Below are 14,590 nucleotides of genomic sequence, written 5' to 3'. Positions count from 1 at the left end.
CCGGGGACCGAAACCTAGTTCGCGAGGTCGTCGACCGTCGCAGCTTCGTTCCTGGACAGGTTGATGCCCAGGTTCGCTGCGGCCCGCTCCAAGTCCTCGTCGTCGCCGTCCGCCATCGTGATGGCCGCGCCGTCCGAGGACAGCACCTCCACGTTGAGGCAGAGCGACTGGAGCTCCTTGAGGAGCACCTTGAACGACTCGGGGATGCCGGGTTCGGGGATGTTCTCGCCCTTGACGATGGCTTCGTACACCTTGACTCGACCGACCACGTCGTCCGACTTGATGGTCAGCAGTTCCTGCAGCGTGTAAGCCGCGCCGTAGGCCTGCATCGCCCAGCACTCCATCTCACCGAAGCGCTGGCCACCGAACTGGGCCTTACCACCGAGAGGCTGCTGCGTGATCATCGAGTACGGACCGGTCGAACGAGCGTGGATCTTGTCGTCGACCAAGTGGTGCAGCTTGATGATGTACATGTAACCGACCGAGACCGGGTACGGGAACGGCTCGCCGGAGCGGCCGTCGAACAAGGTGGCCTTTCCGTCGGGTCCGACCATCTGCTCGCCGTCACGGTTCGGCAGCGTCGCGCCGAGGAGACCGGTGAGCTCGTCTTCCTTCGCACCGTCGAACACCGGGGTGGCGATGTTCGAGTCGGCCGGAGCGGACAGCATCTCTTCCGGCAGGGTCGCAGCCCAGTCGGGACGAGTGCCGTCGGACGCGATCTGAATGTTCCAGCCGGTCTTGCCGATCCACCCGAGGTGGGTCTCCAAGACCTGACCGATGTTCATACGACGCGGGACACCGTGCGTGTTCAAGATGATGTCGACAGGCGTGCCGTCCGAGAGGAACGGCATGTCTTCCTGCGGCAGGATCTTGCCGATGACGCCCTTGTTACCGTGGCGGCCGGCGAGCTTGTCGCCGTCCTGGATCTTGCGCTTCTGTGCCACGTAGACGCGGACCAACTCGTTGACACCGGGAGGTAGATCGTCGTCTTCGTCACGTGAGAACACGCGGATTCCGATGACCTTGCCGGTCTCACCGTGAGGAACCTTGAGGGACGTGTCACGAACCTCGCGAGCCTTCTCACCGAAGATGGCGCGAAGGAGGCGCTCTTCGGGGGTCAGCTCGGTCTCGCCCTTCGGCGTGACCTTTCCGACCAGCACGTCGCCGTCACGAACCTCGGCACCGATACGGATGATGCCGCGCTCGTCGAGGTCGGCGAGGACCTCGTCGGAGACGTTCGGGATGTCGCGAGTGATTTCCTCGGCACCGAGCTTGGTGTCGCGGGCATCGATCTCGTGCTCCTCGATGTGAATCGAGGTCAGGACGTCCTCTTCCACGAGACGCTGCGACAGAATGATCGCGTCCTCGTAGTTGTGGCCTTCCCACGGCATGATCGCGACGAGCAAGTTCTTGCCCAGCGCCATCTCACCGTTCTCGGTGCAAGGGCCGTCGGCCAGAACCTGGCCGGCCTCGACACGCTGTCCCTCGTCCACGATCGGACGCTGGTTGGCGCACGTGCCCTGGTTGGAACGCGCGAACTTGCGCATCCGGTACGTCTTGCGGCTTCCGTCGTCAGCCATCACCGTGACGTAGTCCGCGGAGATCTCCTCCACGACACCGGTCTTCTCGGTGATGATGACGTCGCCGGCATCCACAGCTGCACGCAGCTCCATGCCGGTTCCGACGAGAGGTGCCTCGCTGCGAACCAGCGGGACAGCCTGACGCTGCATGTTGGCGCCCATCAGGGCACGGTTTGCATCGTCGTGCTCGAGGAACGGAATCATCGCGGTTGCGACGGACACCATCTGACGCGGCGAAACGTCCATGTAGTCGATGTCGGAGGACGCGACGAACTCGACCTCGCCACCCTTACGGCGGACGAGAATCTTCGAGTCGGTGAAGCGACCCTCGCGGTCGATGGCCGAGTTGGCCTGCGCGACTACGTGGCGGTCTTCTTCGTCAGCGGTCAGGTAGTCGACCTCGTCGGTCACCTGTCCGTCGACGACGCGACGGTACGGGGTCTCGATGAAACCGAACGGGTTGACGCGGGCGTAGACCGACAGCGAACCGATCAGGCCGATGTTCGGGCCTTCCGGGGTCTCGATCGGGCACATGCGGCCGTAGTGCGACGGGTGAACGTCGCGAACCTCGAGGCCGGCGCGCTCACGGGACAGACCACCCGGGCCGAGGGCGGACAGACGACGCTTGTGCGTCAGCCCCGACAGCGGGTTGTTCTGGTCCATGAACTGCGACAGCTGGGAGGTTCCGAAGAACTCCCTGATCGCAGCGACGACGGGCCGGATGTTGATCAGCGTCTGAGGCGTGATTGCCTCGACGTCCTGCGTGGTCATGCGCTCACGAACCACACGCTCCATGCGGGACAGGCCCACGCGGATCTGGTTCTGGATGAGCTCGCCGACGGTACGCAGACGACGGTTGCCGAAGTGGTCGATGTCGTCGACCTCGACGGGAACCTCGACGCCGCCCGGAGCCGTCATCGAGGTGTCACCTGCGTGCAGACGCACGAGGTACTCGACGGTGGCGACGATGTCTTCTTCGGTGAGCGTGGATGCAACGATCGGCTGACCCGCGTTCAGGCCGAGCTTCTTGTTGATCTTGTAACGACCCACGCGAGCGAGGTCGTAGCGCTTGTCCTTGAAGAACAGGTTCTCCAGCAGGGTCTGCGCGCTCTCCTTGGTGGGGGGCTCGCCCGGACGCAGCTTGCGGTAGATGTCGAGCAACGCCTCATCGGTGCCGGCGGTGTTGTCCTTCTCCAGCGTGGCCATGAGGATCTCGGAGAAGCCGAAGCGCTCCGTGATCTGCTCGGTGGTCCAGCCGAGTGCCTTGAGCAGGACGGTGACAGGCTGACGACGCTTGCGGTCGATACGGACACCAACGGTGTCGCGCTTGTCGACGTCGAACTCGAGCCATGCGCCGCGACCCGGGATCACCTTGACGCTGTGCAGATCCTTCTCGGTGCTCTTGTCGACGCTCATGTCGAAGTACACACCGGGGGAACGCACGAGCTGCGAGACGACCACACGCTCGGTGCCGTTGATGATGAAGGTGCCCTTGTCGGTCATCATCGGGAAATCTCCCATGAAGACCGTCTGGCTCTTGATCTCACCAGTGTTGTTGTTGATGAACTCCGCGGTGACGAACAACGGCGCCGCGTAGGTCATGTCCTTGTCTTTGCACTCGTCCGTCGAGGCCTTGACCTCGTCGAATCGAGGGTCGGAGAAGGACAGCGACATAGTGCCGTTGAAATCCTCGATCGGAGAAAGCTCCGCGAGGATGTCCTCGAGACCACCGGACACTGCATTGTCGCCGAGTGCCGCTGCTCGTTCACGCCAACTCTGCGCGCCGATCAGCCACTCGAACGAATCTGTCTGTACGTCAAGAAGCCCGGGAACTTCGAGGGGTTCGCGAACTTTCGCGAACGAAACCCTCTTCGGGGCTCCGGGGATTCCGGAAACTGCCTTGGTCTGGCTAGAGACTGCCAAGATGCGTCCTTCCAGCACCTCACGCGGGCCGCTCCGTGCTGTTGCGACCGCCGCTGTATCTGCTTCGAATTTCGCTGGTTACAACCCGAACGAAACCCGTCGCAGAAAGCAAGAAGTACTTGACTTCGCAGCGGTTGAGACGAGGGGTGGACAGGAGGCAGCCAGCGCAACGTCCAAAAGTACACCCTTACTCTGGAAATGTCGAGTCGGGTGTAACTGAGGGTCGAATTCAGATACTGACGTGAGACTGCCGATCACTCGTCCGTGCATGTTCACCGATCAGAGTGGACCTTGCGGACCGCTCCGTCAAGGGCGAGAGCGCGTGTCGCAGCATTCGAACATTCGTGACGCGCATTCGAACACCGCCACCGGAAGTGTAGCCAGCAACGGCGTCACATACGAAAAATCTGGACCGACATCGTGCGTCGGTCCAGATCTTCGCGCGGGTACTGGTCGCGAATCTCCGAGCTACTGGTCGCGAATCTCCGAGATCAGCCAGTTTCCGTCCTGCTTCTCCAGGCTCACGATGACCATTCCGGAGCGAGAGTCTGCCGCCACGCCGTTCTGCGTCGAGCTGACGTTCAGTTGGGCGAGCAACTGCGCCCGGTCCTTCTCGAGTCGTGTGATCCCGATCAGCGGGACATCAGCGGTCGTTGCCGTCTGAGTTTGTTCGACGCCGGCCTTCTGCGTGTCCTTGTACTGCGTCAGCTGATCGCGCATCGACTGGTTCAGGCCCTGTACACCTTTGTCGAAATCGGCGTCGAACGTGTCGGGCGAGAACGTGAAGACTGCAGCCAACGCCGACGGCGTCACACGAAGAACCTCAGCAGTGGCGCCTTCGTCCACCCAGGCGATGTCGTCCGTCTTCGCGCCGACTTTGAAGAAGGCGATGCCGGCGAGGATCGCGACGATGACCGCTGCGGCCCCCAGGATCGCGACCAGGCGCCAACCGGTCTTGGATTGTGTAGCTGTTGTCGCCGACTCCCCCGCGCCCGTCTCCGGGGTAGCAGGGGCCTTGGGTTCGTCTGCGACGGTTTTCGCCGGTTTGGTCAGATCGGGGCCTGGTGTGGATTCCGGAGCGTCGGTTTCCGTCTTCGGCGGCTCGATGTCGCCGGACTCGGCCTTCGTGAGCGTCGGCTTCGCAACCTTCGGCTTCGCAACCTCTGGCTTCACAGCCTCCGGCTTCACAGCCTCCTGTGTCTCTTCTTCCGGCTGTTCGATCGTGGGCTCGACCGGGTCCGAGTCGGACGTCCCCGCGGGGACGTTGAGCGAACGAGCGCTTCCAGCGATCTTCGGCCGACGGTTCTGAGGGGAGGACGGTCCGCCGGTACGACGTTTGGGTGGCATTACGCGCTTCTCCTTCGAGGGATGTCGGTGTGCAGGTTCGACGAACTACTGGCCACCGGAATCACCACCCTCGGTTGTCGGTGCAGGAGCACCGGATGCCGGTGCTTCGGTCCCCGAACCGGGTGCGGGCGTTGCGTCAGGAGCAGGCGTGGAGCCGTCGGCAGCCGGCAGAGTGCCCGAGCCGAGATCGAGCCGCGATCCGATCGGATCAGCGGACTGCGCCTTCCAGACCCCGTCGACCTCGACCATGCCCAGCCGCATGCCGAGCTGATTCTTGACGAACTGGTTGCCCTGGGTCGTGGTGACTCGAACGACGACCAGTGCCGTGGCGGTCCGGTCATCGGTATTGAGCTCGGTCAGCGCGGACTGCACAACTTCGGTATCAGCCTTCGAACCCGAGTTACGCAACTCGTCGGTGATGGAATCCTGAACGGTCTGCAGATACGTCGTCATCTCGTCACCGGTCACCGAAGAACGCATGTTCTCGATCGACTGGTCGAGATTGGCCGAATCCGCGTTGTTGAGGTTGATCGCGACTTGCTGCGCACCGATCAGCGCGTCGTCACGCATCTCGGCGGTGGTGCGGTCGGTGGTGAGCGCCCGAACGTACGGGACGCCGAACACACCGAGCGCAACCACTGCCGCCAGAAGCAAGACACCGACCGCAATCAGAGACGCTGTCAGCCCCTTCGGTCTACCGGTTGTCGGCGCTCCCGATTCGACTTGCTCGGGCCCGCCGGACTGCGGGGAACTGTTTCTCTGAATCACACTCACTACCCTACTTACCTGTTTTGCCCAGCCTCTGGCCGCGAATCGTCAACTGCCACAACTCAGTAGCCTGAACTGCACAAACTCGACCACATTCGGATCGGTCTACTTCGGTGTCACTCCGAGCAACGGCGCCAACTGCGTCGCGATCGGGTTGAGGTTCAACTTGTCCGGATCGACCTTCGGCTTGAAGTCCCAAGGCTGGATCGTGTCGGGATCGGCGTACACCACGCGGTTGGCACTGCGGACGCCCGTCTCGCTGCCCAGCGGCGTCTCACACGACGCCGCGGTGTTGAGCGGGAAATCCTGCTGGGTGTCGTCGAAGTTGGGATTCTGACGCTTCATCTCGTCCAGGATCGCCATGGTGCCTTCGTAACCCACCGTGCACGAGAGCGGATTGTTGGTCTCGAGCACCAAGCCCTGATGGACCGTTCCGTCGCCGGGAGCAACCGTCGGTGCGGCAGCGGCCAGGCCGGGAAGGAAGATCAGGAACGGCTGCAGCGCGATTGTTCGGGGTGCAAGCGTCTTGGTGGTCGCGGCAAGATTGGTCAGGTCAGTCGTCAGGCTCGGGCCCGCCTCGTTGATGAGGGCACCGATCTGATCGCTGGCCGGGATGCCGTTGTCGATCAAGCGACGGATGTCCGGATCGCTGGTCCGCAACTGCGCCGTGACAGCATCGAGATCGGTACTGAACTGCTTGATCGCGGACGACTGATCCGACTGCGTCGTCAGTACCGTCTCACTGTTCCGAATCAGCGCGAGCGTCTGAGGCAGAGTGTCGAGCCCGGACTGCGAGAGACCGGACAGCGAATCGGCCAGGACCTGAATGTCCTCGCCCTTGCCGTTGAATGCGGCACCGAGTTCGACGGCGACGGTGTGGAGCGCGTCGACCGGCACGGACTTGACCAAGCCGTTGGCGCTGGTCAGCACATCTTCGATCGGGATCGGAGTTGTGGTGTCCCCCACCGCGATCACCGAGCCGTCCGCGAGGAACGGTCCCTGATCGGTATCGGGCTGAAGATCGACGTACTGCTCACCGATGGCGGAGCGGTTGGCCACGACTGCACGGGCCGACGCGGGAATCTCCGGAGCACTGTTGTCGATCTTCAGGTCGACCTGAATTCCGTCCTCGGTCAACGACATGTCGCCCACTCGACCGACCGGCACACCGCGATACGTCACTTCGGCGTTGGTGAAAATTCCACCGGACGTGGCCAATTCGGTCTTGACCGTGTACTGACCGAACCCCATGAGGTTGTCCAGACGCACGTACTTGGCGCCGACGTAGATGAGACCCAGAAGCGCGACCACCACGAAGCCGACGAGCTGCCATCTGACCAGAGCTGATCTCACTGTCCATCACCACCGATTCCGAACTGTTCCAGCATTCCCTGGATGGGGTTGAGTGGGTCCGCTGCCGGAGCCGGTGTTGCCGGGTCACCGGCCGTGGTGGCGGGTAGACCGGCGACGACGGGGATCTGCGGCAGGATCGGAGCGATCGGCAGCAGCGACACCGTCGGCCAACCCGGCCGCGGTCCGTTTCCGTTGTAGTACGGGTTGGACGGATCTACCACCGGCTTGGGATTGCCGAACTTCGGCTGACGGTATTCCGGTTCACCCTGTCCGACACCGAGACCCGAGAGAGTGTTGCCGATCTGCAAGTCGACGCTCAGGAAGAGGTTCACGGAACCACCCTGCGCAATCTTCTCGACACCGTCCGGGAACGGGAACGTCGGAAGGAAAGGAAGTGCCCCGACGAAGTCGTCACCGGAGTCTGCGAGCGCCTGCAGCGTTGGACGCAGAGCCTGAAGATCAGCGATCAGATCGTCCTTGGACTGCGTGAGGACGTCGGTTCCCACTGTTCCGAGTCGATCCACCTGAGCAAGCATCTGCGTCAGCTGCGGGCGCTGCTCGTTGAGAACCTGTGTCGCAACGGGGAGTTCCTCGAGAATCTTCCCGATCTTCTCGTTCTGATCGTTGACGCGGGTCGAGAGCACATCCAGGCCGTCGAGCGCGCGGGTGATGTCGTCACGCTGTTCGTTGAGTCCACCGATGAGTGTGTTCGCCTGCTCCAGAAGACTTCTCGTCTTGCCCTCGCGACCGTCGAATGCGGCCCCGAGTTCTTCGACGATGGGTTGCAACTGGCCCACACCGCCGCCGTTGAGCAGCAGCGACAATGCGCCGAGAACCTGCTCGATCTCCGTGGCGTGGCGAGTGCGATCGAGCGGAATCAGGTCTCCGTCGGCCAGCTTCGCAGAGTCCGGTCCGGATGGCGGGGCCGACAACTGGATGAACTTCTCGCCGAGCAGGTTGGTCTGCTCGACCGCGGCAATTGCGTTGGCGGGTAGATCAACCGACGAGTCGAGGATGATTCCGACGTCCGCGGTCCATCCGTCCGGTCCGACCGACACGTCGTCGACTCGACCGACCGGAACACCGTCGACCTTCACAGCGGACTGCGGAACAAGGTCCAAGACATCGTCGAACTGAATGGTCAAGTGCATCGGATCGGAACCCACATCGGGACCGCCGGGAAGCGGAACCGCGTAGATTCCCTCGGACGAGCAGGCTGTTGCCGAGATCAGGACGGCGCACAGTCCGGCGCCGACTATCAATGAACGCTTCACTCGCCCTCCCCGTTTCCACTGGTCAGTCGCGGTGACACGACGCCGGGCACAGTGCCCGGAACTACCTGCATCTGTCGTTCGGAACCGGCAAGGATGCCGAAGGGAAGGTTCAGGCCTGCAGCCTGATTGGCTGCGTCGGTCATCGCCGCGACGTTTGCGCACTGGTCGATAGCCGGTTGCATCTGCCTTCCCAATGCCTCGAACCGAGGATCACCGGGCAACAGCTTGCCGAGGTCCATCAACTTGCAGAGCACGCCGGCCGGGTTCTGAAGATCAGGGAACGCCAGACGTGAAGCCAGCACACCTGATTCGGCGTCGTACGAGTTGACCAGGTTGGAGATCGCCAACGGAAGCATGGTGAGCGTGTTGGCCAGGGCTTCCTTGTTGTTCGCCAATGTCCGTGTCGGTTCGACGAGACCTTCGGTTGTCTGGACCAGTTGATCACGGTTGTCTGCCACGAACTTCGCGACGTCGCCGAGAGCAATCGAGAGCTGGTTCAGAGCGGCACCGAGATCGTCGCGCTCACCTGCCAAGAATCCGGTCAGGTCCGACAACTGAGTGTTGAACTGGCGCACCTGCTGATCGTTGGCCGCGAGAGCGCCCACGAAAGTATCCAGGTTCTTGATGGTGAGCGAGATGTTGTCACGCGAATCGTTGAGCGTCCGTGCGGCATCCGAGAGGTTGGTGATGCTGTCTCCCAACGCTTCACCGTTGCCCTCGAGGTTGGCCGCACCTGTCTCTACGAAATCGGACAGTGCTCCGTTCTTGTTGGCACCTTCAGGACCGAGCGCCGACGCGAGTTCGTCGATGCTGGAGTACAACTGGTCGACCTCGACGGGCGTCGCCGTCTTCTCGATCGGAATGACTGCACCGCTGGCCATCTTGTCGCCGCCGGTGAAGACCGGTGTCAGCTGGATGTAGCGGTCGGCAACCACCGAAGGCGTGATCTGAGCGGCACTGGCACCGGCGGGGATGTCGATCCCACGATCGACGCGCAACTCGACCTTGACCTGATCTCCCTGAGGTTCGACGGATTCGACGGTGCCGACCTTGACACCGAGAACACGAACGTCGGAACCGTCGTAGATACCCACCGACTTGTCGAAGTAGGCGGTGATCTTGGTGGTACCGGCGCGAGTGAACACCCACCACAGCGCGCCACCGATTACGAGTAACCCGATCAGAACAGCGGCGATGATCGCGACCGAGCGCTTCTTGGAGCCGCTTCCGGCTTCGGCAGTATCAGCCATCAGTTGCCTCCCAACGTACGAACGGGGTCACGGTAGCCCGGAATATCCGGCAGACCCGGCGGAAGGAGGTTCACGACGACCTGGTCGAACCAACGGCCGTTGCCGACCACGTTGGCGTACAAGCGAATGAAGGGTTCGTAGAGCTTCAGTGCCTTGTCCAAGTTCTCGTTGTTGGCCTTCAAGATGTCGATGACGCCGTTGAGCTGCGTCAGCGCCGGCCCGATTGCCGCCTCGTTGTCGCGAACGAGACCGGTGAGCTGCTGAGAGACTCGCTGAGTTCCGGTGAGCAGCTGCGAAATCGCTTGCTGGCGATTGTTGAGCTCCTGCACCAGAAGTCCGCCGTCTCGGATCAGCTGGGTGAACTCCTTGTTGCGATCCGCAAGAATCTGCGACGTCTTCCCGGTGGCGGCGAAGAGCTTCTGCAAGTCCTGATCGCGGCTCGCGATCGTCTGCGACAGCCGACTGACACCGTCGAGCGAAGCGCGGACATCGCCAGGTGTCTCGGAGAATGCCTGGGACAACGTCTCCATGCTCTTCGCCAACTGGTCGGTGTCGATGTCGCCGACGGTGTCCGCCGCTGCCGAGAAGGCCTGAACGACGTCGTACGGAGAGGTGGTGCGCTCGAGCGGAATCCGGTCCTTGGGATCGAGGTTGTCGGTTCCGCGCGGATCGAGTGCGAGGTACTTCTGTCCCAGAATCGTCTTGATCTGAATGGACGCAGAGGTTTGATCTCCCACCCACGCGTCACTGACCTTGAAGTCGACGAGAACACGGTCACCGTCGAGATCGACGGAAGTGACCTTGCCGACCTTCACGCCGGCGATACGAACCTCGTTGCCAGGCTTGAGACCCGCAGCTTCGGAGAACTCGGCGGAGTAGGACGAGCCTGCTCCCACGAACGGAAGCGAATCGAGGAAGAACGCGGACAAAGTGGCCAACAGCACCACGAAGATACCGATGGCTCCGGCCATTGCCGGACTGCGACGTTTACTCATCGACCTTGCAACTCCCTCATACCGTCTTGAGTGCATCGCGTGGCCGCGTTGGTGTAAATCGGCTGATTGACCGTAGGCAGGCCGGTGGGCAGATTCAGCGACGCAGACTGTCCGGGACCGGCAACGATGTCGATTCCGCACAGGTAGAACTGGAACCAGGAACCGTAACTCGCTACGCGAGCGAGCTTGTCGAGCTTGACCGGCAAGGTCTCGAGCACCGCGTTCACGTCGTCACTACGACGGTTGAGCGTGGTCGCCAGCGTGTTGAGCGCCGTGATCGAGCCCTGAATCGACGGCCGCGTCGGCTCGAGCAGATCTGCCGTGGCATCGGTCAACCCGGCGAGTGAGGTGACGGCCGAACCGACGACACCGCGCTCGTTGGCCAACCCGGTGACGAGTTGCTGGGTGTTGACGATCAGCGAATCGAGGTTCTTGTCGTTCGCGTTGACTGTGTCGAGAACGTCGTTGAGGTTCTTGATCACCGCCCCGATGACGGCGTCCTTGTCCGCGACGGTGTTGGTCAAACTCGCTGTGTTGCGGACGAGTTCGCTGATGGTGCCGGACTCCCCCTGGAAGACCTGGATGATCTGGTAGGACAGCTTGTTGACGTCGTCAGCGCTCAGGGTGGTGAACAGCGGCTTGAAGCCGTTGAACAGGGTCGTGAGATTTACTGCCGGGCGAGTCTGCGCCAACGGCAGGGTGTCGCCGCCGGTGATCTTCTGCCCCTGGCTGCCTTCACCTTGCGAGAGCGAAATGTATCGCTGCCCGACCAGGTTGCGGAACCGGATCGTGGCGATGGAACTGGCAGGCAACCAATCACGGTCGGACACCGAGAACTGCACCTCGGCCTGGTTGTCGTTGACGATCGCGATCTTCTCGACCTGTCCGACACGAACACCGGCGATGCGCACCTCGTCGCCCTCGTTCAGCGAAGTGACGTCGGAGAACACTGCGTTGAACTTGGTGCCTCCGCCGCCGCCGAGGTTGGCGATGCTGGCGGCCAGCAATCCTGTTGCCAGGACGGTGACCACCACGAAGATGATGAGCTTTGTCAGTGGAGCTGCGAGTCCTCTCATTGGACGCTCACCTCCGCACCGGAAAATGCCGGAGCACTGACCATCGTGGTCCACGCCGGAACATCGTCCGGCGCAACACCGTTGGCCTGTCCGTAGATCACCTTCAACGTATCCTCTTCGAGTTTCGAGCCCGCGTAGCCGGCCTGCTGAGCAGGACCGCTGTTGTTGGTCGAGAACAACTGAGGTCCGGAGCCCTCGGGTGCAGGCAGGAATTCCATGGTGGCGGGACCGGGATTGCGGGAAGGAACCTGGTAGGAACCGTCACCGTACGAACCACCGGGGTACTGCGGGAACGGACGACCTGGCTCGGTGACGTTGTCGTAGCAAACCGGGCCGCGGTTGTCGACGAGCCGTGGCTCGTCCTGGTTGGGCAGGTAGCGACCCTTGGGGTTCACGATCTGAATACTCGCACGCACACCAGGATTGGGCGCGTCGGTGGACAGGATCTTGGCAGCTTCCGGGGCGGTGTCCGAGAAGCCCTTGAACGTGCACCCGAACGTCGGTGAGTACTGAGCCAGAAGCTGGAGAGCTTCCTTCGAATCCGCAGCGAGCGTGATGATCGAGGACGAGTTCGCTTCGAGGAAGGCTGCGGTGTCCGACGATGTCACGGTGAGCGACGCCAGCAGAGTCCGCAACTGGTCCTGCTTCTGAACCACCGTGTTACCCGTGGTCCGCAGATTGTCGAGAGCGTTGATCAGATCGGGCGCAGCGTCCGAGTACGTCTGGGAGAAGTCCGCGAACTTGCGCAGATCCTCTTGCACCGCGGGCAGCTCGGTGTTGACGCCGCGGAAGATCTCCTCGAGACGATCGACCGTCAGACCGAGCTCAGCGCCGCGTCCCGTCAGACCCTGCGCGAGAGAACCGAGAGTGTTCGCCAGATCCTGCGGCGGAATCGCCTGCAGAAGTGGGAGCAGTCCGTCCAGAACGTCGCCGACCTCGACAGCGTTTCCGCTCTTGTCCTGCTGGATCACCGTTCCCGCGGAAATCGGAGCAGCGGTGGTTCCCTCCGGAATGATCAGGGAGACGTATCGCTCACCGAAAAGCGTCTTCGGGAGCAGACGTGCCGTCACGTTCGACGGAATCAGATCAGCCTTGTCCGGTTCGATCGCGAGGACCGAGGTGACCTGGCCGTCTTTTGTCGACGCGGATCGCACCTCGCCGACCAGCAGACCACGAACCTTGACGTCCGCGTTGGGTGGCAATGCATTTCCGACGGTGTCGGTGACGAGGTCGATCTTCACGACGTCCTTGAACGTCTTGTTGAAGGTTCCGATGGTGAAGGCCAGGAACAGTGCCAACACCACGAAGAACACGAGTCCGAGCACACGGCGGCGCAGGACTGACGGAGCCTCGATCATCCGGCCACCCTCACTGTCGTCGTGGTGCCCCAGATTGCGAGGCTGAGGAAGAAGTCGAGAACGGCGATCGTGACGATTGCGGCACGAACAGCGCGGCCGACGGCCACACCGACGCCTGCGGGACCACCCGAGGCATGGAACCCGTAGTAGCAGTGGATCAGAATCAGCACGAAGGCGAAGACCAGGACTTTCGCAAACGAATACAGCACGTCCTGCGGTGGCAGGAACAGATTGAAGTAGTGGTCGTACGAGCCCGTCGACTGCCCGTTGAACACGGTACTGATCACTCGCGACGCGAGGTACGCCGCAAGCAGACCCACGATGTACAGCGGGATGACGGCGACGAAGCCGGCGATCATGCGGGTCGTGACCAGGAACGGCACTGACGGAACTGCCATGACCTCCAGTGCATCGATCTCTTCGGAGATTCGCATAGCGCCGAGTTGAGCGGTGAAACCACAACCCACCGTGGCCGAGAGCGCAAGAGCCGCAACGATCGGAGCGATCTCACGGGTGTTGACGTATGCGGACAGGAAGCCGGTCAGGACCGAGCTACCCAACTGCTCCAGAGCGGCGAAGCCCTGCAGACCGACGACGACACCGGTGAATCCCGACATCATCGCGATGACACCGATCGTTCCGCCGATGACTGCGAGCGCACCGCTACCGAAGGTCACTTCGGCGAGCAGCCGAAGCGTCTCCTTCCGGTACCGATGCAGGGTGCGCGGGGTCCATGCGATGGCGCGCGCGTAGAACGACATCTGCTCGCCCGCGCGGTCCAACGCGTTCACTGGAATTCTGGCAACTTTGCGGCTCTTCAGCAGGAACTGATCGCCGCGGCCTCGTGCGATGGTCATTTAGGTCAAGATCCCTTCGCCGGCACGATCTGGAGGTACACCATCGTCAGAATCAGATTGGCGAAGAACAACAGCAGGAACGTGATGACGACGGCCTGGTTCACCGCCTCACCGACGCCCTTCGGGCCACCGGATGGGTGGAGTCCCTTGTACGCGGAGATCACACCGGCGATGACACCGAACACCGCGGCTTTGATCTCACCGCTCCAAATGTCCGGTAGCTGCGCAAAAGCTGAGAACGAGGAGATGTAGGCACCGGGGTTACCGCCCTGCAGGATCACGTTGAAGAAGTAACCACCCGCGATACCGACTACGGACACCAGTCCGTTGAGCAGCACAGCGATCAGCACCATCGCGAGTACACGCGGAACCACCAGGCGCTGAATCGGATTGATTCCGAGGACTTCCATCGCGTCGATCTCTTCGCGAATGGTTCGAGAACCGAGGTCGGCCGTCACGGCCGATCCGGCCGCACCGGCGACCAACAATGCTGTCACCAGAGGGCTACCCTGCTGGATCACCGCCAGGACGCTGGCAGCGCCGGTGAACGATTCTGCGCCCAACTGCTTGATCAGCGAACCGGTCTGCAGTGAGACGACGGCGCCGAAAGGAATGGCTACCAATGCCGTCGGCAAAATTGTCACGCTGGCGATGAACCAGGCCTGCTCGATGAACTCACGGAACTGAAATGGACGCCGGAACGTATTCCTGACGACGTCGACAAACAGTTCGACGATGTTTCCGGCCTGAGTTAATGCTCCGTTGACCGGACTCAGAACCGAGTTGCGGGTAACCCCCATCCGATATGC

The 14,590-nt window shown here is 62.1% G+C and carries 11 protein-coding genes; all 11 read right to left on the bottom strand.

The features are described 5' to 3' along the window. Positions 1-14: 14 nt before the first annotated feature. Complete coding sequence (rpoB, locus tag GJB56_RS01590; RefSeq protein WP_019744305.1) at positions 15-3,521, bottom strand: DNA-directed RNA polymerase subunit beta; 3,507 nt, start codon at positions 3,519-3,521, stop codon at positions 15-17. Between the two features lie 450 nt (positions 3,522-3,971). Then, positions 3,972-4,850 carry a hypothetical protein gene (locus tag GJB56_RS01585; RefSeq protein WP_047889747.1) on the bottom strand — a complete coding sequence of 293 codons (879 nt, stop codon included), beginning with the start codon at positions 4,848-4,850 and terminating at the stop codon, positions 3,972-3,974. Positions 4,851-4,895: 45 nt separating this feature from the next. Then, positions 4,896-5,624, bottom strand: a complete 729-nt coding sequence (locus GJB56_RS01580) for a hypothetical protein (protein ID WP_019744307.1) — start codon at positions 5,622-5,624, stop codon at positions 4,896-4,898. Positions 5,625-5,723: 99 nt separating this feature from the next. Then, on the bottom strand, positions 5,724-6,971 hold the full coding sequence (locus GJB56_RS01575) for an MCE family protein (protein ID WP_019744308.1): 1,248 nt from the start codon (positions 6,969-6,971) through the stop codon (positions 5,724-5,726). Next, complete coding sequence (locus GJB56_RS01570; RefSeq protein ID WP_020906821.1) at positions 6,968-8,245, bottom strand: MCE family protein; 1,278 nt, start codon at positions 8,243-8,245, stop codon at positions 6,968-6,970. Before GJB56_RS01570 ends, GJB56_RS01575 begins: the two co-directional genes overlap by 4 nt. Beyond that, a complete protein-coding gene (locus GJB56_RS01565) occupies positions 8,242-9,495 on the bottom strand; it encodes an MCE family protein (protein ID WP_113682375.1) in 1,254 nt (417 codons plus the stop codon). Before GJB56_RS01565 ends, GJB56_RS01570 begins: the two co-directional genes overlap by 4 nt. Then, positions 9,495-10,490 carry an MCE family protein gene (locus tag GJB56_RS01560; protein WP_003942053.1) on the bottom strand — a complete coding sequence of 332 codons (996 nt, stop codon included), beginning with the start codon at positions 10,488-10,490 and terminating at the stop codon, positions 9,495-9,497. Before GJB56_RS01560 ends, GJB56_RS01565 begins: the two co-directional genes overlap by 1 nt. Further along, on the bottom strand, positions 10,487-11,566 hold the full coding sequence (locus GJB56_RS01555) for an MCE family protein (protein WP_019744310.1): 1,080 nt from the start codon (positions 11,564-11,566) through the stop codon (positions 10,487-10,489). Before GJB56_RS01555 ends, GJB56_RS01560 begins: the two co-directional genes overlap by 4 nt. Further along, on the bottom strand, positions 11,563-12,924 hold the full coding sequence (locus GJB56_RS01550) for an MCE family protein (RefSeq protein WP_019744311.1): 1,362 nt from the start codon (positions 12,922-12,924) through the stop codon (positions 11,563-11,565). Before GJB56_RS01550 ends, GJB56_RS01555 begins: the two co-directional genes overlap by 4 nt. Then, positions 12,921-13,781, bottom strand: coding sequence for an MlaE family ABC transporter permease (locus GJB56_RS01545; protein WP_003941894.1), 861 nt, complete (start codon positions 13,779-13,781; stop codon positions 12,921-12,923). The genes GJB56_RS01550 and GJB56_RS01545 overlap by 4 nt, the downstream gene beginning before the upstream one ends. A gap of 5 nt (positions 13,782-13,786) precedes the next feature. Beyond that, positions 13,787-14,581, bottom strand: coding sequence for an MlaE family ABC transporter permease (locus GJB56_RS01540; protein ID WP_003942038.1), 795 nt, complete (start codon positions 14,579-14,581; stop codon positions 13,787-13,789). Positions 14,582-14,590: the final 9 nt, after the last annotated feature.

The organism is Rhodococcus sp. AQ5-07, assembly GCF_009707305.1.
Classification (GTDB): Bacteria; Actinomycetota; Actinomycetes; order Mycobacteriales; family Mycobacteriaceae; genus Rhodococcus_F; species Rhodococcus_F erythropolis.
Note: the sequence above shows the minus strand (reverse complement) of the source record. Positions and strands in the feature narration are given on the sequence as shown.

Coding starts and splice junctions, on each gene's coding strand:
- GJB56_RS01585 (WP_047889747.1), bottom strand. CDS start 4,850: ATGCCACCCAAACGTCGTACCGGCGGACCGTCCTCCCCTCAGAACCGT.
- GJB56_RS01565 (WP_113682375.1), bottom strand. CDS start 9,495: ATGGCTGATACTGCCGAAGCCGGAAGCGGCTCCAAGAAGCGCTCGGTC.
- GJB56_RS01560 (WP_003942053.1), bottom strand. CDS start 10,490: ATGAGTAAACGTCGCAGTCCGGCAATGGCCGGAGCCATCGGTATCTTC.
- GJB56_RS01555 (WP_019744310.1), bottom strand. CDS start 11,566: ATGAGAGGACTCGCAGCTCCACTGACAAAGCTCATCATCTTCGTGGTG.
- GJB56_RS01550 (WP_019744311.1), bottom strand. CDS start 12,924: ATGATCGAGGCTCCGTCAGTCCTGCGCCGCCGTGTGCTCGGACTCGTG.
- GJB56_RS01545 (WP_003941894.1), bottom strand. CDS start 13,781: ATGACCATCGCACGAGGCCGCGGCGATCAGTTCCTGCTGAAGAGCCGC.
- GJB56_RS01540 (WP_003942038.1), bottom strand. CDS start 14,581: ATGGGGGTTACCCGCAACTCGGTTCTGAGTCCGGTCAACGGAGCATTA.